This is a genomic window from Rhizorhabdus antheiae (genome assembly GCF_049889055.1).
Lineage (GTDB): Bacteria > Pseudomonadota > Alphaproteobacteria > Sphingomonadales > Sphingomonadaceae > Rhizorhabdus.
The window spans coordinates 1-16,453 of sequence record NZ_JBLTWO010000017.1; the positions used below are offsets into that span (position 1 = coordinate 1).

16 protein-coding genes and 1 other RNA gene are annotated in these 16,453 nt (G+C 64.6%); 8 read left to right on the forward strand and 9 right to left on the reverse strand.

What is annotated here, in order from left to right:
- Nucleotides 1-190 precede the first annotated feature (190 nt).
- Complete coding sequence (locus ACNI3R_RS19835; protein WP_426186780.1) at nucleotides 191-1,348, reverse strand: calcium-binding protein; 1,158 nt, start codon at nucleotides 1,346-1,348, stop codon at nucleotides 191-193.
- Nucleotides 1,349-1,627: 279 nt separating this feature from the next.
- Here ACNI3R_RS19835 and ACNI3R_RS19840 point away from each other — a divergent pair, with 279 nt between their 5' ends.
- Entirely contained in the window at nucleotides 1,628-3,484 is a 1,857-nt protein-coding gene (locus tag ACNI3R_RS19840) for an FAD/NAD(P)-binding protein (RefSeq protein ID WP_426186783.1), read from the forward strand.
- A 56-nt stretch (nucleotides 3,485-3,540) separates the two neighbouring features.
- Here the strand turns inward: ACNI3R_RS19840 and ACNI3R_RS19845 are convergent, their stop codons facing one another.
- Nucleotides 3,541-4,008 (reverse strand): ester cyclase, encoded by a 468-nt coding sequence (locus tag ACNI3R_RS19845; RefSeq protein WP_426186786.1) that lies wholly within the window; start codon nucleotides 4,006-4,008, stop codon nucleotides 3,541-3,543.
- Nucleotides 4,005-4,625, reverse strand: a complete 621-nt coding sequence (locus ACNI3R_RS19850; RefSeq protein WP_426186789.1) for a DUF2239 family protein — start codon at nucleotides 4,623-4,625, stop codon at nucleotides 4,005-4,007. The genes ACNI3R_RS19845 and ACNI3R_RS19850 overlap by 4 nt, the downstream gene beginning before the upstream one ends.
- A 105-nt stretch (nucleotides 4,626-4,730) precedes the next feature.
- On the opposite strand from ACNI3R_RS19850, the gene ACNI3R_RS19855 reads away from it, so the two are divergent.
- On the forward strand, nucleotides 4,731-5,069 hold the full coding sequence (locus ACNI3R_RS19855) for a GIY-YIG nuclease family protein (RefSeq protein WP_426186792.1): 339 nt from the start codon (nucleotides 4,731-4,733) through the stop codon (nucleotides 5,067-5,069).
- Nucleotides 5,070-5,133: 64 nt separating this feature from the next.
- On the opposite strand, the gene ACNI3R_RS19860 is transcribed toward ACNI3R_RS19855, so the two are convergent.
- Entirely contained in the window at nucleotides 5,134-6,126 is a 993-nt protein-coding gene (locus ACNI3R_RS19860; protein WP_426186795.1) for a helix-turn-helix transcriptional regulator, read from the reverse strand.
- Nucleotides 6,127-6,149: 23 nt separating this feature from the next.
- Nucleotides 6,150-6,434: a chorismate mutase gene (locus ACNI3R_RS19865; protein ID WP_426186798.1), complete on the reverse strand. Its 285-nt coding sequence runs from the start codon at nucleotides 6,432-6,434 to the stop codon at nucleotides 6,150-6,152.
- A 162-nt stretch (nucleotides 6,435-6,596) separates the two neighbouring features.
- Here ACNI3R_RS19865 and ACNI3R_RS19870 point away from each other — a divergent pair, with 162 nt between their 5' ends.
- From ACNI3R_RS19870 to ACNI3R_RS19880, 3 genes are all read left to right on the forward strand, one after another.
- Nucleotides 6,597-7,610: a polyprenyl synthetase family protein gene (locus ACNI3R_RS19870; protein WP_426186801.1), complete on the forward strand. Its 1,014-nt coding sequence runs from the start codon at nucleotides 6,597-6,599 to the stop codon at nucleotides 7,608-7,610.
- A 381-nt stretch (nucleotides 7,611-7,991) separates the two neighbouring features.
- A complete protein-coding gene (gene hrpB, locus ACNI3R_RS19875) occupies nucleotides 7,992-10,439 on the forward strand; it encodes an ATP-dependent helicase HrpB (protein ID WP_426186804.1) in 2,448 nt (815 codons plus the stop codon).
- A 59-nt stretch (nucleotides 10,440-10,498) separates the two neighbouring features.
- The gene (locus ACNI3R_RS19880; RefSeq protein WP_426186807.1) at nucleotides 10,499-10,798 is read left to right on the forward strand and encodes an ETC complex I subunit; all 300 of its coding nucleotides are present in this window, start codon (nucleotides 10,499-10,501) and stop codon (nucleotides 10,796-10,798) included.
- A 22-nt stretch (nucleotides 10,799-10,820) separates the two neighbouring features.
- Here ACNI3R_RS19880 and ACNI3R_RS19885 read toward each other — a convergent pair whose 3' ends face one another.
- From ACNI3R_RS19885 to ACNI3R_RS19900, 4 genes are all read right to left on the reverse strand, one after another.
- Nucleotides 10,821-11,324 (reverse strand): NUDIX hydrolase, encoded by a 504-nt coding sequence (locus ACNI3R_RS19885; RefSeq protein WP_426186854.1) that lies wholly within the window; start codon nucleotides 11,322-11,324, stop codon nucleotides 10,821-10,823.
- Between the two features lie 26 nt (nucleotides 11,325-11,350).
- Nucleotides 11,351-12,031 carry a TPM domain-containing protein gene (locus ACNI3R_RS19890; protein ID WP_426186810.1) on the reverse strand — a complete coding sequence of 227 codons (681 nt, stop codon included), beginning with the start codon at nucleotides 12,029-12,031 and terminating at the stop codon, nucleotides 11,351-11,353.
- Nucleotides 12,031-12,762, reverse strand: a complete 732-nt coding sequence (locus ACNI3R_RS19895) for a TPM domain-containing protein (RefSeq protein ID WP_426186857.1) — start codon at nucleotides 12,760-12,762, stop codon at nucleotides 12,031-12,033. The genes ACNI3R_RS19890 and ACNI3R_RS19895 overlap by 1 nt, the downstream gene beginning before the upstream one ends.
- 100 nt (nucleotides 12,763-12,862) lie before the next feature.
- The gene (locus tag ACNI3R_RS19900; protein ID WP_426186813.1) at nucleotides 12,863-13,456 is read right to left on the reverse strand and encodes a LemA family protein; all 594 of its coding nucleotides are present in this window, start codon (nucleotides 13,454-13,456) and stop codon (nucleotides 12,863-12,865) included.
- A 145-nt stretch (nucleotides 13,457-13,601) separates the two neighbouring features.
- Here ACNI3R_RS19900 and mscL point away from each other — a divergent pair, with 145 nt between their 5' ends.
- The 3 genes from mscL (at nucleotide 13,602) to ACNI3R_RS19915 (ending at nucleotide 16,399) form a co-directional block, all read left to right on the forward strand.
- Nucleotides 13,602-14,039 (forward strand): large conductance mechanosensitive channel protein MscL, encoded by a 438-nt coding sequence (gene mscL, locus ACNI3R_RS19905; protein ID WP_426186816.1) that lies wholly within the window; start codon nucleotides 13,602-13,604, stop codon nucleotides 14,037-14,039.
- A gap of 38 nt (nucleotides 14,040-14,077) precedes the next feature.
- Nucleotides 14,078-14,420: a transfer-messenger RNA gene (gene ssrA / locus ACNI3R_RS19910) on the forward strand.
- A 161-nt stretch (nucleotides 14,421-14,581) separates the two neighbouring features.
- Complete coding sequence (locus tag ACNI3R_RS19915; RefSeq protein WP_426186818.1) at nucleotides 14,582-16,399, forward strand: DUF885 domain-containing protein; 1,818 nt, start codon at nucleotides 14,582-14,584, stop codon at nucleotides 16,397-16,399.
- The last annotated feature ends 54 nt before the right edge of the window (nucleotides 16,400-16,453 follow it).

The following is a 16,453-nucleotide window of genomic DNA, read 5'->3' on the forward strand; positions in this document are numbered from 1 at the left end:
ACAAGGCAAAGGGTTGATGACGCTTTTGCTAATGCTGCTCGTCTGCCCGCCAGCCGGGCGATAGCATAGGAAGCGGGGATAGGAGACACGGAGCTTCGCTTCTTACATAAACAAGAATTATGCTCTACAATTGTCAATAAAAATAAGAATAATTTATGAAATGCCGACAATTGTAATTCTAAATATAATCTCAAATAAAATCTGTTGGTTGTAGATCTTCTGCATTTACACCAATAAGAAGAACTGCATTCTGATAATAAAACATAAAAGTGTCGCTTCCGACTTGAACGGCAATATAGTCGTTGTTATTTTGAGGAATAGCCGCCGCTTCACTGGCATTGCTGGCATGATGAACGGATATATTTCTCTGGCCGCTACTGCTGCTGCCCATGATTAAATAATCTTCACCCGGAGAAAAATCAGTTATAATATCCATTAGAAATGAATTTGGGCCATTTATAATATATGGAGAATTGGTTCCTACTGGATATGAATCACCGTCAAGTTTAAAAATATCTGAACCTGGACCACCGGTCATTAAATCAAAGCCGGCGGCGCCTATTATTCTGTCATTGCCTAGGTCGCCGACGAGAATGTCATTTCCTTGATCGCCATAAATGACATCGTTGCCTTGACCGCCTCGAAGGGAGTCGTTTCCGACGCCTCCATATATAGTATCATCTCCCTGGTTCCCGTTAACGGTATCATTTCCATCGGTATCCCCAAAGTTCGGGAGGGGAAGGCCGGTTTGCCCTATCCTGTCGTTTCCTGATCCGCCGTTGATGCGGTCGGAGCCTCCGCCGCCGTCGATGCTGTCGTTGCCAGCATTGCCCTGAATATAGTCGTTCCCCTCGTTCCCTACGATTACGTCTCCATCGTCTAGTCCGCCACCGGCTGATTGGCCGTAAAGGTGGTCGTTGCCGAATCCTCCATAGATTTCATCGAACCCGGCTCCCCCGGTAATGATGTCGTGACCATCGAGGCCAAGAAGAATATCGTCTCCTGAACCACCTTTTAGTGTGTCATTTCCCACTAACAGAGGCATGTAAACGAATGGGTTTCCCTCCAAAATATAACTATGCAGTTTAGATACATCATCATGCATGTAGATTATGCTATACGTGACTACCCCATTGGAAATTTCCTCCATTTTTGTTATAGTTCCACCAACAGGAATTCCATCCTCGTCGTAAGAAAACGATCCGCCACTAAAACGAAATTCTACATAATCTACCTTCATGTAAAATTCTGTGGTAGATTGTCTGGAATAGGATGAAAAACTAAGCTGCTCCGGAGAAAAATTGTTAAAATTTATTGGCGTTATGCCGTCGCTGATTATTTCTGCCATTTTAAACCCCGACACGATTACTGTTGTTGCCAACTTATTACGAGATTATATACATCAGAATATACTACGAAATTTCTGATATCCTGAGAGTGAGTGTTGTATTGTCAACCGCATAATCTCCGTATTGCCAGAAATGGTAGCGGCGTTTCGTCCATTTCGGATTTTCTCCGATTGGCTGCGGTGAGGATTGTATTTCTGGGTAATTTTATAATCGACTGCTGCGGCACATTCCGAGGCCCATGGCAATAAGGTTGCATGTGTTGTCCCGTTAGACGCGACATGGGATACCGATCGCTGAATTTTCTCTTGAAGCAGTCATTCCGTCACGGGAACCTACTGATTTCGGTTGCGTTCCAGTTCCATAACCAACCACCATTTTTGTCAGCAAGGCCCCTTCCTATCCTTACGAGCCCATCCCACGCGCCGGGCGAACGCATCGCCATCATCGGGGCGGGGGCGACCGGTACCTACACGCTGGAGGCTCTAACCCGCGCTGGCGTGGCGCGGGAGATCGTCGTTTTCGAGAGCAGCGACGTCTGTGGGCCCGGTCTCGCTTATTCCGAGCAGTTGAACGACGCGCATGCGCTGTCCAACATTGCGGGCATCGAGATCCCCCCGGTTATCGAGCCGCTCAACGCCTGGGCGGTGCGCCAGCCCCGGGGTAGGCTCGACGCGTGGGGCATCGGTGACGACGCGGGCAATGAGCGCGCCTTCTTTCCCCGCGTGGTGCTGGGGGCGTGGCTGGCCGATCAGTTCGCCCTCGCCGTCGAGCGCAGCCCGATCCCGGTTTCGGTCTACAGCGGTGCGGATGTGATCGATGTCGTCGCCTTGCCGCATGGCTGCAGGGTCGACTGGCGCGATGGCGCGGGTTCGATCAGGCAGGATGCGTTCGATCGGGTGATCGTGGCTTCGGGCTATGGCCCGATCGCGTCCGAAGACAGCGACGCGGCGGAGCTCACCGGCAAGGCGGCGTCCCGCGCGGCGGGGATAGCTGCATCGCCGCATATCGGCGTGCTGGGCTCATCGCTTTCGGGCATCGATGCGGTGGTGGCCATCGCGATGAACCGCGGCGAGTTCGTCGAGCGCGACGGGCGGCTGGTCTATATGCCCACAACCCCCTGGCGCGCGACACTGTTCAGCCGGCACGGTCTGTTGCCCGAGGCCGATTTCTGGTTTCCGCATCCGCTGCCTGAGCTGGAGCATTTTACGCCGCAAAGCGCCGCCGCAAGCCTGCGCGGCGAGGATGGCGATCTGGATCGGTTGTTCGCCCTTTTCGCGCGCGCGCTCGAAGCAGCCGATCCGGACTGGGCGAATGGCATCGGTCTCGCCGAGGCGACCGCCGATGATTTCGCCGAGCGCTATTTCGCGGGGCGCCGGGCGAGCGGTCCCTGGGCGCATGCGCGGGCCAATCTGGCCGATGTGAAGGTCTGGCACGCCAATCATCGGACGCCGTCGTGGCGGATCGCGATCCTCAAGGCGCATGAGGTTCTCGCGCAGGCGATACCCGCGCTTTCGCCAACCGATCTTGCTCGCCTGCACAAAGGCCTCAAGCGCGTCTTCACCGACAATTATGCGGCGGTTCCGCATCTTTCGATCGAACGGATGCTGGCCCTGCACGATGCGCAGGTCGTGGATCTGATCGCCCTGGGCAAGGATTACGACATCGGGCCCGGCCCGGGCCTCGGCTGGCGGGTGCGCTCGCCGAACTGGACCGGGCGGGTGGACGAGCTGATCGATGCGCGCGGCTCGCAGGCGGCGGCGCTCAACCATTTCCCCTTTCCCACCTTGCGCCTGCAACTCTGCGCCAGCGCGCTCGCCGAGGGGGACGACTGGAAAAGCGGCCTCAACCCCGGAGATGATCTCACCTGCGGCGATCAGGATAGCTCGCTCGAGCGCGTCCATCTTTGCGCACTGCCGTTCCTGCTTCGGAACAGACCCTTTGTTCAGGGTCTGGTCGAATGCGCCGAAATGGCTCGGGCCGTGTCGGCGGCGATCCTGTCTGAACAGGCCGTTACCGGCCCGGCGACCTCTACCGAAGATTTGCTGGAGATACTGGACAAGCCGTCGATCGCGCTTGCCGACGGTGCGGTCATTCCGCTGGCCGGTTCAGGCGACCATCAGGCGCACGCCGCCTGATCGCAACGACTGCGGGATGATGATTCTTTCCTGCGACTATGTCTCGAACCCTTGTCTCAGAAACTCGGTGGCGTCCGATCGGATGAGATATCGGCAAGATCGCGTTGGAGCTGCTGAAACACGCCAAGTCTATCGGTTATTTGCCAATGGCCGGTCAGGCGGTCTTCGGTGTCGAACATGTAGACCGTTGAACCCGACATACGGATGATCTTGCCGGTTGCGGGGAAGCCCTGCAGGTCACCGCTATGCGTGCCGCTCCAGAGCCACGTCATTACGACGCTGTCGCCATCGGCGAACAAGTTCTGGATGTCGAAACGCTGGTCGGGAAACGCCGCGCGTGACGTGACTACCCGATCCTTGAACCCTGCGCGGTCAAGGGTCCTGCCCTCCCAGGGATCGCCCGGATCGTGGCGGATCGCGTACGTCTCCGCGATATAGTCGTCAGCCGCATCCGCTTCGCCATCGTCCCAGACTTGCCGAATGAAGGCGATGAGCCGCTGTTTGCGCCGGTCCACAATCGTCATGATCGTTCCTCTCGGGTGCCGGATCGGGCAAGCGCCAGGGCGTGATCCCGAATGTCCGGGGGCCAGGTTGCCATCCGCTCGGCGAACGCTTCATTGTCACCAGCGAACAGGGCGCGGATCGCTTCCTCATAGCCGGGCAGGTCGCCGGCCAGCGCCGACAGAAAGCGGTAAGAACGCTCATGTGCCGCCTTGCGATCGCTCTGTCCGTCATCGCCGCGACGCGCGTCGTCTACGAGACGACGCAAGGCCTGCGAGGCTCCCCCCGGTTGGCGTGCGAGCCAATCCCAATGCCGTGGCAGCAGGGTCACTTCACGCGCAACCACGCCCAGCTTCGGGCGCCCACGCGAGCGGGTGCCAGCACCTGGCAAAGCCCGCCCCGTTCTGGCCGCCAAGGCTTCAAGCTCTCCATGCTCGGTCAATCGCGTGACAATTTCAGCGGTGGTGCCTCGCAGGTCGAGGTCGATCACCGCGCCTGAAGCATCGTCGAAGGTGAGGACTGGACTCTGCAAGTGGGCTTCCGCCGCCTTGATTGACAAGGCCACGTCGATCAACGCCCCGCTCGCAATGCGCCGGGTACCCGCAAAGGCGGTACAGAGGGTGGAAAGATATTCAGACATGCTATTTTTTTAACCGGATAAAAATATAGGTCAATATAGCCGGGTAATATTGCTATGAATCGCCAAGCCATCTAGGGGCGGCCCCCAGCAGAGGAAGGATCATATATGAGCGGGGAGAGGCGGAAGGCGGCTGTCGCGGCCTACCGGGAGCGGAAGGTCGAAGCAGGGATCTACGGCATTCGATGCACGGCATCGGGTCAGCTGTGGGTGGGTAGCGCGCCCGATCTATCCACTATCCAAAACCGCCTCTGGTTCACGCTGCGACAGGGGAGCAATCCGCATCGGTCGCTTCAACAAGCATGGGCTGCCCATGGAAGTGAGGCGTTCGTCTTCGAGATCGTCGAGCGCCTTATCGATGATTCCGATCCGGGCTATATTCGCAACGCGGCGCTAAAAAGCCTCCATGCTGTATGGGTAGCGAAGTTGAACGGCATCCGTATCTAGCGCGTGTCCGGCAGGCTTTCCGATGGAATTGTTCGGGAGTAACCGGGTCGGGCTCGGGCTTCCCTCAAGGCAGCGCCTTGAAGTCCGTTCTCCGGAACGGGTGCACCATCTCCGCCAGCGCCTGCGGTGCCAGCACCTCGACCGCGTCGCCCCAGCTGTAGAGGTGCCACGCCATTTCCAGATGCCCTGACGCGGCGAAGCGGACGATCAGGGAGCCGTCGTCCAGCGCCTCGCTCGTCTGGCGAGGGTGGAAGAGGAAGCGGCGGGCGCGGTCGGCGGCGTGGGGCGCGAATTTCCAGACGACCTCGCCATATTCGGAGTCATTATGGAAGGAGCCGAAGGCGCGCTCGGCATAGTCGGCGAGGTGGAAGTCCTCAGGATAGTCGAAGCTCGTGTCGAGCGGGGCGGCGCTGGCGATGTCCTCGACCCGGTAATGGCGCAGCCGCCCGTCGTCGCGCGCCAGGTCCATGCCGACCAGATAGCGCCGAGCCCCCAGCAGCAGGCCATAAGGCGCGATCACGCGCTCGCTCGGCGCGCTTTCGGCGCGGCTCTGATAGGCGATACGCAGATGGAAAGGCCCCTTGAGGGCGTGTGAGATCGCCGCATCGACCTCGGCGTTCAGGGTCGGGCGCGGGCCGGGGCGGGCGGCATAACCCATCGCCTCCAGCAGCGCTTCCTCGTCGACCGCCAGGCGGCTGCCCTTTTCGGGCGGCAGCAGCGCGCGCACCTTCTGGCCCAGCGCGCGCAGCCGCCCCGCTTCGGCGCCCATTCCCGCACGGTCGAGTTCGGTCACCGCTGCGCTCATCGCCGCCAGTTCGTCGGCGGAGGGCGAGAGGAGGGGGGCGATCGCCCGCGCCGGGAGCCGCCAATAATGGCGCCCGTCATCGCCGATGTGGCGTTCGACTGCGGGAAAGGCCTCTTCGAGCGCAGCCATCATCCGCTGCGCGGTGCGGCGGACGCAGGAGAACTCCGTCTCGACCTCGCTCAGCGAGACGCCGCGCCGCCCGCTGCACATCATCGCCAGCCGGAGCAGATCGACCGCCTTGGTGAAGGACATGGCGCTCTCCGCCCGCCGGGGGCTCAGCCGGCCGCGCCGGCCTTGCGATGGTGATGGATCACTTCGTCGATGATGAAGCGCAGGAATTTCTCGGAGAAATCGGGATCAAGATTGGCGCTCTTGGCGAGGGTGCGCAACCGTTCGATCTGCACCTGCTCGCGCCCCGGATCGGCGGGCGGCAGGCCGGTCTTCGCCTTGTGCTCGCCGACCGCCTTGGTGACCTTGAAACGCTCCGCGAGCATGAAGATCAGGGCCGCATCGATATTGTCGATGCTCTCGCGATAGCGGTTCAGTGTCTCGTCGGCCATGTGGCGCCACGCCCCCAATTCATGCTGTCCGCCGCCTATCGAGTATAGCCTATCGCTTTGGCAAGGACGAGTTTCGTCCGGCCCCTCAAAAGCCTCGGCTGGAGCCGAAACAGGTGGCCTCCGGACTTGCCTTTCACGCGCGCGGGCGGCATGGGCAAGCCCATGACCGCGACCGTTACCCCGATCCGCCGTTCCGCCGCTCCGTCGCTGGAACCGATGATGACGCTCGTCGCGAACGACATGAACGCCGTCAATGCCGTCATCCTCGAACGGATGCAGTCGGAGGTCCCCCTGATCCCCGAACTGGCGGGGCATTTGATCGCGGGCGGCGGCAAGCGGATGCGGCCGATGCTGACGCTCGCCTGCGCGCGCCTGCTCGACTATGCCGGCCAGCGCCATTTCAAGCTCGCCGCGACGGTCGAGTTCATCCACACCGCAACGCTGCTCCACGACGACGTCGTCGACCAGTCGGGCCTGCGCCGTGGCCGCCGCACCGCCAACATGATCTGGGGCAACGCCGCCTCGGTGCTGGTCGGCGATTTCCTGTTCAGCCGCTCGTTCGAGCTGATGGTCGAGGACGGATCGCTGCGCGTCCTGCGCATCCTGTCCAACGCTTCGGCGGTAATCGCGGAGGGCGAGGTCAACCAGCTGACCGCCCAGCGCCGGATCGAAACGAGCGAGGAACGCTATCTCGAGATCATCACCGCCAAGACGGCGGTGTTGTTCGCTGCGGCCTGCAAGATCGCCGCTGTCGTGGCCGAGCGTGAGCCGGCAGTCGAGGAAGCGCTCGACCAATATGGGCGCTATCTCGGCATCGCCTTCCAGCTGGTCGACGACATCATCGATTATGAATCGGACGGCGCGACCATGGGCAAGGACGCGGGCGACGACTTCCGCGACGGCAAGGTGACGCTGCCCGTCATCCTCGCTTATGCCCGTGCCGAGGGCGCCGAACGCGACTTCCTCCGCGAGGCGATCGAGGGCCTGCGGAACGAGGACGAGGATCTGGTCCGCGCGACCGTGTTGCTGCGCCAAACCGGCGCACTTGCCGACACCGCCACCCGCGCGCGGCATTATGCCCAGCGCGCGATCGACGCGCTCGCCAGCTTCCCCAACGGCATGGCCAAGGCCGCACTCGTCGAAGCTGCACAGTTCGCGGTGGCGCGCGCTTACTGACCCGTTGTCCACCCCTCCCTTTCAAGGGAGGGGGCGGGGTGGGTCGCGAGCGAAGCGAGCGTCCCCGATCAACCGACACCCACCCCATCCCCTCCCTTGAAAGGGAGGGGCTTATGGGTCCCGACGCATTCCACTCTGCCAATCGACGCCGCCCCGTCTGTCCGACGCCTCCAACGCGGTGCCGGTCGCGCTCGCCCGCTCTTGTTGACCCGTTGTTCACCCCTCCCTTTCAAGGGAGGGGCCGGGGGTGGGTCGCGAGCGTCAGCGAGCGTCCCCGATCGACCGATGGTCGCCGCCAAGGGGCATCGAGCCCCTTGCCGCCGACACCCACCCCATCCCCTCCCTTGAAAGGGAGGGGCTTATGGGTCCAAAGCCGGTTCAATGCTGCCAATCGACGCCGTCCTTCCGGATCTGCTTGCCGCCCTGCGTGACGGGGCCAATGCCGTGCTGGTCGCACCGCCTGGTGCCGGCAAGACGACGGCGGTCGCGCCAGCCCTGCTCGGCGAGCCCTGGTGCGACGGTCGTATCCTGCTCCTGTCCCCGCGCCGCCTCGCCGCGCGGGCGGCGGCCGAGCGCATGGCCGAGCTGGCGGGCGAGCCGGTCGGTCGAACGATCGGCTATGCGACCCGCCTCGACAGCCGCCAGTCGGCCGACACGCGTATCCTGGTCGTCACCGAGGGCATCTTCGTCAACCGCATCCAGGCCGATCCCGAACTGGCGGGCGTGTCGGCGGTGTTGTTCGACGAGGTGCACGAGCGCAGCCTCGACAGCGATTTCGGCCTGGCGCTGGCGCTCGACGCGCAGTCTGCGCTGCGCCCCGACCTGCGGCTGGTGGCGATGTCGGCGACGCTCGACGGCGGGCGTTTCTCGACGCTGATGGACGGCGCGCCGCTGGTCGAGAGCGCGGGGCGCGGCTATCCGATCGAGATCCGCCATCTGCCCCGATCGGCCGAGCGGCGGATCGAGGACGACATGGCCGCCGCGATCCGCCGGGCGTTGGTGGAGGAGCGCGAGGGGAGCCTGCTCGCCTTCCTGCCCGGCGTCGCGGAGATCGAGCGGACCGCCGAGCGGCTGACCGCCCTGCCGGACGACGTCGTCCTTCACCGTCTCCACGGATCGCTCGACCCCGCCGATCAGCGCGCGGCGATCGCGCCGTCGCCCAGGGGCACGCGCAAGCTGGTGCTGGCGACCTCTATCGCGGAGACCAGCATCACCATCGACGGGCTGCGCATCGTCGTCGATTCAGGCCTCGCGCGGCGGCCGCGCTACGACCGGGCAGCGGGCATGACCCGGCTCGTCACTGAACGCGCTAGCCAGGCGGCGGCGACGCAGCGTGCCGGGCGCGCCGGCCGGCAGATGCCGGGCGTCGTCTATCGGCTGTGGGAACAGGCGGCGACCGCCGGTTTGCCGCCCTATGACCCGCCGGAGATTCTCGAAACCGACCTGTCGTCGTTGACGCTCGACTGCGCGCTCTGGGGCGTTACCGATCCGGCCAGCCTGCGCTGGCTCGATCCGCCGCCCGAGGCCGCCGTCGCCGAAGCGCGCCAGCGGCTGACCGGACTCGACGCGATCGACGCGGACGGACGCCCGACCGCGCATGGCAAGGCTATCGCAGCGCTGCCGCTGCCGCCGCGCCTCGGCCATATGCTGATCCGCGCGGCCGAGGGTGGCTTTGCCGGCACGGCGGCGGAGGTTGCGGTGCTGTTGTCCGAACGGGGGCTCGGTGGGCAGGACGCCGATCTGGAGCTGCGCCTGCGCCGCTGGCGGGGCGAGCGTGGTCGCCGCGCGGATGGTGCGCGCCAACTCGCGACACGCTGGGCGCGGCTCGTGGGGCAGGGGAGCGGGCGCGACGACGCGATGTTCGCCGCCTGTGTCGCCCTGGCCTATCCCGACCGGATTGCCAAGCGACGCTCGGCGTCGGGCGAGGACTGGATATCGAGCGGCGGTCGCGGGTTCCGGCTCGACGCGACGTCCAGCCTTGCGCGCAGCGAATGGCTGGCGGTGGCCGAAACCCAGGGCGCGGCCTCGGGTGCGCGCATCTTGTCGGCGGTGCCGATCGAGGCGGCCGACGTCGAACGGCTGTTCGCTGATCATATCGAGCTGCGACGCACGGCCCGTTTCGACGCCGCCTCGGGCGCGGTCGAGGCGCGGCGGGAGCGGCGGCTGGGGGCGATCGTCCTGTCGGCCGGGCGCGACGAGAGTGCGTCGCCCGCGATGATTGCCGCCGCACTGGTCGACGCGGTTCGCACGCGCGGGCTGGATCTGCTTGACTGGAGCGATGCTGCGCAAACGCTGCGTGCGCGGGCAGCCTTCGCGGCGGCGCAGGGGGGCGACCTTCCCGACCTGTCCGACGCGATGCTGATGCTGACGCTCGACGACTGGTTTCCGCCGCTGGTCGAGGGGCGCCGGCGCCTGTCCGACATTGCGCCGGGCGAACTGGTCAACGCGCTCCACGGCCTGCTCGGCTGGGAGGGCAAGCACGTGCTCGACCGGCTGGCGCCAGAACATCTGCAGTCACCGGCCGGTAGCCGCCATCCGATCGACTATGCCGCCGAGGGTGGACCGGCGGTCGAGGTGCGGCCCCAGGCGCTGTTCGGGCTGTCGGCGCATCCGATGGTCGGTGGCGGGCGCGTGCCTTTGACGCTGCGGCTCACCTCGCCGGCGGGCCGGCCAATCCAGACGACCAAGGACCTGCCCGGTTTCTGGTCGGGCAGCTGGTCGGCGGTGGCGAAGGAGATGCGCGGCCGTTACCCGCGCCACCCCTGGCCCGACGATCCGGCCGCCGCCGATCCGACGCTGCGCACCAAGAAGGCCGCGCAGCGTTCTTGACGCGGGTCGGCCCGGTGCGGCAAGGGGGCGGAGAGTTTCAAATCCTTCGGGACGATCATATGGCGCACGCGCGTATCTATCAGCAGATCAAGAATGCGATGCAGTCGGGCCGCGCCCGCACCGGCAGCTGGGTGCTGGAGCATGAGCCCACCGAAGCGAAGCGCGCCGATCCGCTCACCGGCTGGGCAGGCTCGGGCGACACGCGTGGCCAGGTCCGCCTGACCTTCCCCTCGCTCGAAGCTGCCAAGGCCTATGCCGAGCGCGAGGGATTGACGGCGCATGTCGTCGCAGGGCCCGAGCGCAAGCTGAAGCTTCAGGCCTATGCCGACAATTTCATGGTGGGCCCGATCAACCTCTGAGAGGTCGGCAGGGCGACTGGCTTCAGGCTGTGTCGCCCATTATTTCGCCGGCGAGCAAAAGCAGCAGCCGGACGTCGATCATCTTGCCCAGCCGGCGCTGCTCCGCCACGAAGGTCGGCACCTCGGCCAGCGGCACCCGGTGGACGATGATATTCTCGTCTTCGACCCCGCCGCCGTCATGGATGCGTTCGAGCCCGGTCGCGCGCACCAGCGAAAAGGTCTCGGTGACCATCCCGGGCGATGAGGAAAATTCGCCGATCGTTTCGATCTGCGCGGCGCGATAGCCGGTCTCTTCCTCCAGCTCGCGGGCGGCTGCCTCCTCGTCCGGCTCGCCCTCGCTCGTATCGCCGATCAGCCCGGCGGGCAGTTCGATGCAGTTGCGCTTCAATGGAACGCGATATTGCTCGACGAGGATCGCATGGCCCTCATCGATCGCGAGGATAACCGCGGCGCGCACGCCGCGCGTGCGGCTGACATATTCCCACGTCCCTTCGCGGCGGACGGTGATGTACTTTCCCTGCCACATCGTCTCGACCGGCTTGGCGTCGTCGTTCACAGGCAGATCATCCGGTTGGGGATTTCGTCGGGATCGTTGCCGCTGCGCGGGAAATGCTGCTCCAGCACGTCGCCGATCGCGGTAACGGCGGCGGCCATGCCCTCGCCGGGGCGCCCGGCCTTCAGATTGTCGACCAGCACCGCCATCGCTGCGCCCCAGGCGTCTGGGGAGACCTTTGCGACGATCGCCTCGTCGGCGACGATCTCGGCGCGATGCTCCTTGAGCGACAGATAGATCAGCACGCCGGTGCGGCTGCGCGTCCGGCGCTCGGTCGACGCTTTGAACAGCGCAACGGCGCGCGCCCGGACCCGGCGGGTCTTCGTTGCTCCCGGGGTCAGCGCCATGCGCAGCGGCCACCAGGCGACGATATAGCGGGTGGCAAGGAATTTGATCGCCGTGGCGAAGACCAGGGTCGTCAGCCACTCGCGCATCGTCCAGACGTGCCAGCCGCCCGTCAGCCGGTCGAGCAGGCCGATATAGAGGTCCGGCAGCGCGGCATAGACCGACAGCGCCAGCAGCGCGACGAGCGCCGCCCAGATCAGCGGCACGTCATTGTAATTGTCCGATCGTTCGCTGACGATCGTCGCGATTTCCCCGTCGGTGCGCGCCTCTGCTGCCGTCACCGCCTGGGTGACGCGGTCGATATCCTCGGCGCTGATGGTCCTGATCTCCGCCATCACCAGCTCCCCGACGATCCGCCGCCACCGAACGACCCGCCGCCGCCAGAGAAGCCGCCGCCGCCGCCACCCCAGCCGCCACCGCCGCCCCAATGATCGTCATTGCCGCCCCAGCCGGGACCCCAGATGATGATCGGGCCGGCGCCACCGCGGCCATAGCGCCGCCCGCCCGACAAGCGACTGGCGATGCTCGATCCGACGATGAACAGAATGACGATGATCCAGAAGATCAGCGCGATCGGAACGCCGCCGCCCTGGCGCTTCTGCCCCTCGGCGACCATCTTCTGCGCGCGCGCCTCGGCCTGGTCGGGGGGCAGTTGCAGCAGCGGGATCAGCGTGTCGGCGCCGGCCATGATGCCGCCGGCCATGTCGCCATCGCGGAAGCGGGGGAGGATCTGGCGCGAGATGACCACGCTCGACAGCGCGTCGGTGACGATCCCTTCGAGGCCATAGCCGACCTCGATCCGCACCTTGCGTTCATTGGGGGCGACCAGCAGCAGCAGCCCATCATTCGCCTTTTTGTCGCCGATCCCCCAGGCGCGGCCGAGGCGGTAGCCATAATCCTCGATCGGATAATCTTCGAGGCTGGCGACCGTTGCGACCACCATCTGGTGCCCGCTCTGCTGTTCGAGCTGGGCGAGCTTGGCCTCCAGCGCCGCGGACTGTTGCGGCGAGAGCAGTTTCGCCTGATCGACGACCCGCCCGGTCAACGGCGGGAAGGTCTGCGCCATGGCCGGCCATGCCGCGACGAGGGCGAGCAACAGCGCGACGAGTGCGGCTACGAGTTTCCACCGGAGGGCGGGCGGGGCGGCGAGCGCCGTCACCGCCGCCTCAGAACTGGACCGCGGGGGCCTTGTCGGCGCCGGCGCTGGCCTCGAAGGGCTGCATCGGCTGCGCACCGTGGAAGACCTTGGCGCCTATCGCCGTCGGGAAGGTGCGGATCAGCGTGTTATAGGCGCGCACGGACTCGTTATAGTCGCGGCGCGCGACGGCGATGCGGTTCTCGGTCCCCTCGATCTGGCTTTGCAGCGCGAGGAACTGGTCGCTCGACTTCAGATCGGGATAGTTTTCCGACACTGCCAGCAGCCTGCCGAGTGATCCGCTCAGCTGGTTCTGGGCGTCGGCGAAGGCCTTGACCTTGGCCGGGTCCTGCAGGTCCGCGCCCGACAACTGGATGCCGGTCGCCCGCGCACGCGCGTTCGTGACATCGGTCAGGACGGTCTTTTCCTGCGCAGCATAGCCTTTCACGGTCGCGACCAGATTGGGGATCAGGTCCGAGCGACGCTGATATTGCGTCTGCACGTCGGCCCACTTCGCCTTCGCTTCTTCCTGCGCGGCGGGCACGCTGTTGATGCCGCAGCCCGAAACCGCGATGGCGGCGATGGGGGCGAGCAGGGCAGCGGAGAAGCGGCGATCGAGGTTCATGCGGGGCATCCCTGTAGAACGGACTGTATTATTGCGACAGGTAGGCGCGCCCGGGCAAAGGTCAATGGCCGGCTTGACCTTTATGGCGCAGGCGCGATGATCGCGCCGCACCAATTTCATGGGCTAGCCAAAGGGGATGCGAGCGATGCTCAGCGAATTCAAGGCCTTCATCAACCGGGGTAATGTGGTCGATCTGGCTGTGGCGGTGATCATCGGCGCCGCCTTCGGCAAGATCGTGTCGTCGCTGACCGACGACCTCATCATGCCCGTCATCGGTTTCCTCACCGGCGGGCTTGATTTCTCCAGCCACTTCTTGCGGCTTGGCGCGATTCCAGCCGACTTCAAGGGCTCGGTGACGAGCTATGCCGACCTCAAGAGCGCGGGCGTTCCGCTGATCGGCTTTGGTCAGTTCGCCACGGTGGCCGTCAACTTCCTGATCGTCGCCTTCGTGATGTTCCTGCTAGTCCGCCAGGTGCACAAGCTCAACAAGGCGGAAGAGAAGAAGCCCGAGGCGCCCGCTGCGCCACCGGAGGACGTCGTTCTGCTGCGCGAGATCCTCGCCGAACTGAAGAAGAAGGATTGAGCGCGTCGCGCCGGCGCTTTTTGCCATCGGCGCGCTTTGCCCTTCAAATCCGCTGCATGTCCCCCTATATCGGCCCTGCCGGGTTCGCCCGGCTATGGTGATAAATGATGTCGTGGAATAGATGCAGCGGACCCGGGGGCAGTACCCGGCGGCTCCACCACGAAGCCCGCTTCGGCGAGTTTCATGACGGGGCCGAACCAGGATCGACGTGTGTTCAAAGACGATGTTTTTGCCCGGCCTGAATGCGCCGTAAAACCGTTCAAAATGACAAGTGCCAACGATAACGAGGCGCTCGCGATTGCCGCGTAACTGAATCCTAACGGATAAGGTTACGACGCATTAGCGCGGTTCGGTCCGCACCGGGCAACAGAAGCGGAATCCAGCGGCCCCGGGGGGGCCGGGCAACAGAACCCCCCGACCTTTCTCTCCCACAGTTCGTCGCACGCATCGAGGCCGGCTGTATTTGTCGCCTCATACAGTCTTGCGTCGCCCGCAGCCGACCTTAGTGTCCGGCGCATAACCCGCTCTGGGAGAGATTTTTCATGGATAGACGTCAATTCATCGGCTCGTCGGGCCTGGCTCTGTTCGCCGGCATGCTGCCGCGCCTGGCCGAGGCCGCCACGACCGGCAGCGCCGCAGACAAGGCGCTCCTCACCCTCGTCGACGGCATTTTCGAGCGCGACATCGACGAGAGCCCCGAGACGGCGACCAGCCTGGGTCTCGACAAGGGCAAGCGCGCCGCCGCGCGGTCGCAGCTCGACAGCTATACCAAGGAGAGCCAGGCCCGCACGCTTGCCGCCGACAAGGCGTCGCTTGCCGCGCTCAAGGCGATCGACCGCGCTCAGCTGTCGGCCAGCGGCCAGCTCAACCACGACGTCGTCGCCTATATGCTGGAGAAGCGCGTCGATGGCGCGTCGCGCTATCCCTATGGCTCGACCGTCGGCTATTATGTTCCTTATGCGATCAGCCAGCTGAGCGGGCCTTATGCCTCGGTGCCCGATTTCCTCGACTCCCAGCATGTGATCGAGACCAAGGGCGATGCCGATGCCTATATCCAGCGGCTGCGCGCCTTCGCCCGCGTGCTCGACGAAAGCACCCGCTTCCAGCAGGAGGATGTCCGCTACGGCGCCTTCGCGCCCGACTTCTGCCTGGATCTCGCGCTTGGCCAGTTGAAGGCGCTGCGCGATCAGCCTGTCGCCAGCACCGTTCTCGTGGAGTCGATCGCGCGCCGTACGAAGGAGAAGGCCATCCCCGGCAACTGGCAGGCGATGGCGGAGAAGATCGTTACCGCCGAGGTTTTTCCCGCGTTGGACCGGCAGATCGCGCTCGTCACCGGCCTGCGCAAGGAGGCGGTACATGACGCGGGCTGCTGGCGCCTGCCCAATGGCGACCAATTCTATGCCGATGCGCTCGCCAATGCGACGACGACGACGCTGAGCCCCGAGGAGGTCCACCGCATGGGCCTCGAACAGGTCGCTCAGATCAGTGCCGAGATCGATACCATCCTCAAGGGGCAGGGGATGAGCAGCGGCAGCGTGGGCGAGCGGCTGACCGCGCTCAACAAGGATCCGCGCCAGCTGTTCGACAATGACGATGCGGGCCGCGCCAAGCTGATCGATTACATCAACGGTGTCGTGAAGGACATCAACGCGCGCCTGCCCGAGGCGTTCGCGACCCTGCCCAAGGCCGCGCTGGAGGTGAAGCGCGTGCCCCCCTTCATCCAGGACGGCGCGCCCAACGGCTATTACAACTCGGCCGCGCTCGATGGCTCGCGCGGGGCGATCTATTATATCAACCTCAAGGATACCGGCGACTGGCCGCGCTACACGCTGCCCAGCCTGACCTATCATGAGGGCACGCCGGGCCATCACCTCCAGCTGAGCCTCGCACAGGAAGCCAAGGATCTGCCGATGCTGCGCAAGGATGCGCCCTTCGGTGCCTATGTCGAGGGCTGGGCGCTCTATGCCGAGCAGTTGGCGGATGAGATGGGCGTCTATGCCGACGATCCGCTCGGCCGCGTCGGCTTCCTTCAGAGCTTCCTGTTCCGGGCGGTGCGCCTCGCGACCGACACCGGCATCCACTACAAGCGGTGGAGCCGCGAAAAGGCGACCGATTACATGGTCGAGGCGAGCGGCTTCGCCCGCCCGCGCACGCAGCGCGAGATCGACCGCTACTGCGTCTGGCCGGGCCAGGCATGCAGTTACAAGGTCGGCCATATGAGCTGGGTGCGCGCGCGAGAGAAGGCGAAGGCGATCCAGGGCGCGAAGTTCGATCTGCGCCAGTTCCACCAGGTGCTGCTCGAAGGCGCCCTGCCGTTGACCATCTTGGAGACCGTCGTCGAGCAGCGCGCCCGCGCCTGATCGAGCCCGTGGCGGCGGTTTCGGAGGCTTTTCCGGCCTCCGAACCGCCCAGCC

Bases quoted from the DNA above. Each gene is read 5' to 3' on its own strand.
- ACNI3R_RS19835 (WP_426186780.1), bottom strand. From the start codon at position 1,348: ATGGCAGAAATAATCAGCGACGGCATAACGCCAATAAATTTTAACAAT.
- ACNI3R_RS19840 (WP_426186783.1), top strand. From the start codon at position 1,628: ATGGGATACCGATCGCTGAATTTTCTCTTGAAGCAGTCATTCCGTCAC.
- ACNI3R_RS19845 (WP_426186786.1), bottom strand. From the start codon at position 4,008: ATGACGATTGTGGACCGGCGCAAACAGCGGCTCATCGCCTTCATTCGG.
- ACNI3R_RS19850 (WP_426186789.1), bottom strand. From the start codon at position 4,625: ATGTCTGAATATCTTTCCACCCTCTGTACCGCCTTTGCGGGTACCCGG.
- ACNI3R_RS19855 (WP_426186792.1), top strand. From the start codon at position 4,731: ATGAGCGGGGAGAGGCGGAAGGCGGCTGTCGCGGCCTACCGGGAGCGG.
- ACNI3R_RS19860 (WP_426186795.1), bottom strand. From the start codon at position 6,126: ATGTCCTTCACCAAGGCGGTCGATCTGCTCCGGCTGGCGATGATGTGC.
- ACNI3R_RS19865 (WP_426186798.1), bottom strand. From the start codon at position 6,434: ATGGCCGACGAGACACTGAACCGCTATCGCGAGAGCATCGACAATATC.
- ACNI3R_RS19870 (WP_426186801.1), top strand. From the start codon at position 6,597: ATGACCGCGACCGTTACCCCGATCCGCCGTTCCGCCGCTCCGTCGCTG.
- hrpB (WP_426186804.1), top strand. From the start codon at position 7,992: ATGCTGCCAATCGACGCCGTCCTTCCGGATCTGCTTGCCGCCCTGCGT.
- ACNI3R_RS19880 (WP_426186807.1), top strand. From the start codon at position 10,499: ATGGCGCACGCGCGTATCTATCAGCAGATCAAGAATGCGATGCAGTCG.
- ACNI3R_RS19885 (WP_426186854.1), bottom strand. From the start codon at position 11,324: ATGTGGCAGGGAAAGTACATCACCGTCCGCCGCGAAGGGACGTGGGAA.
- ACNI3R_RS19890 (WP_426186810.1), bottom strand. From the start codon at position 12,031: ATGGCGGAGATCAGGACCATCAGCGCCGAGGATATCGACCGCGTCACC.
- ACNI3R_RS19895 (WP_426186857.1), bottom strand. From the start codon at position 12,762: ATGGCGCAGACCTTCCCGCCGTTGACCGGGCGGGTCGTCGATCAGGCG.
- ACNI3R_RS19900 (WP_426186813.1), bottom strand. From the start codon at position 13,456: ATGAACCTCGATCGCCGCTTCTCCGCTGCCCTGCTCGCCCCCATCGCC.
- mscL (WP_426186816.1), top strand. From the start codon at position 13,602: ATGCTCAGCGAATTCAAGGCCTTCATCAACCGGGGTAATGTGGTCGAT.
- ACNI3R_RS19915 (WP_426186818.1), top strand. From the start codon at position 14,582: ATGGATAGACGTCAATTCATCGGCTCGTCGGGCCTGGCTCTGTTCGCC.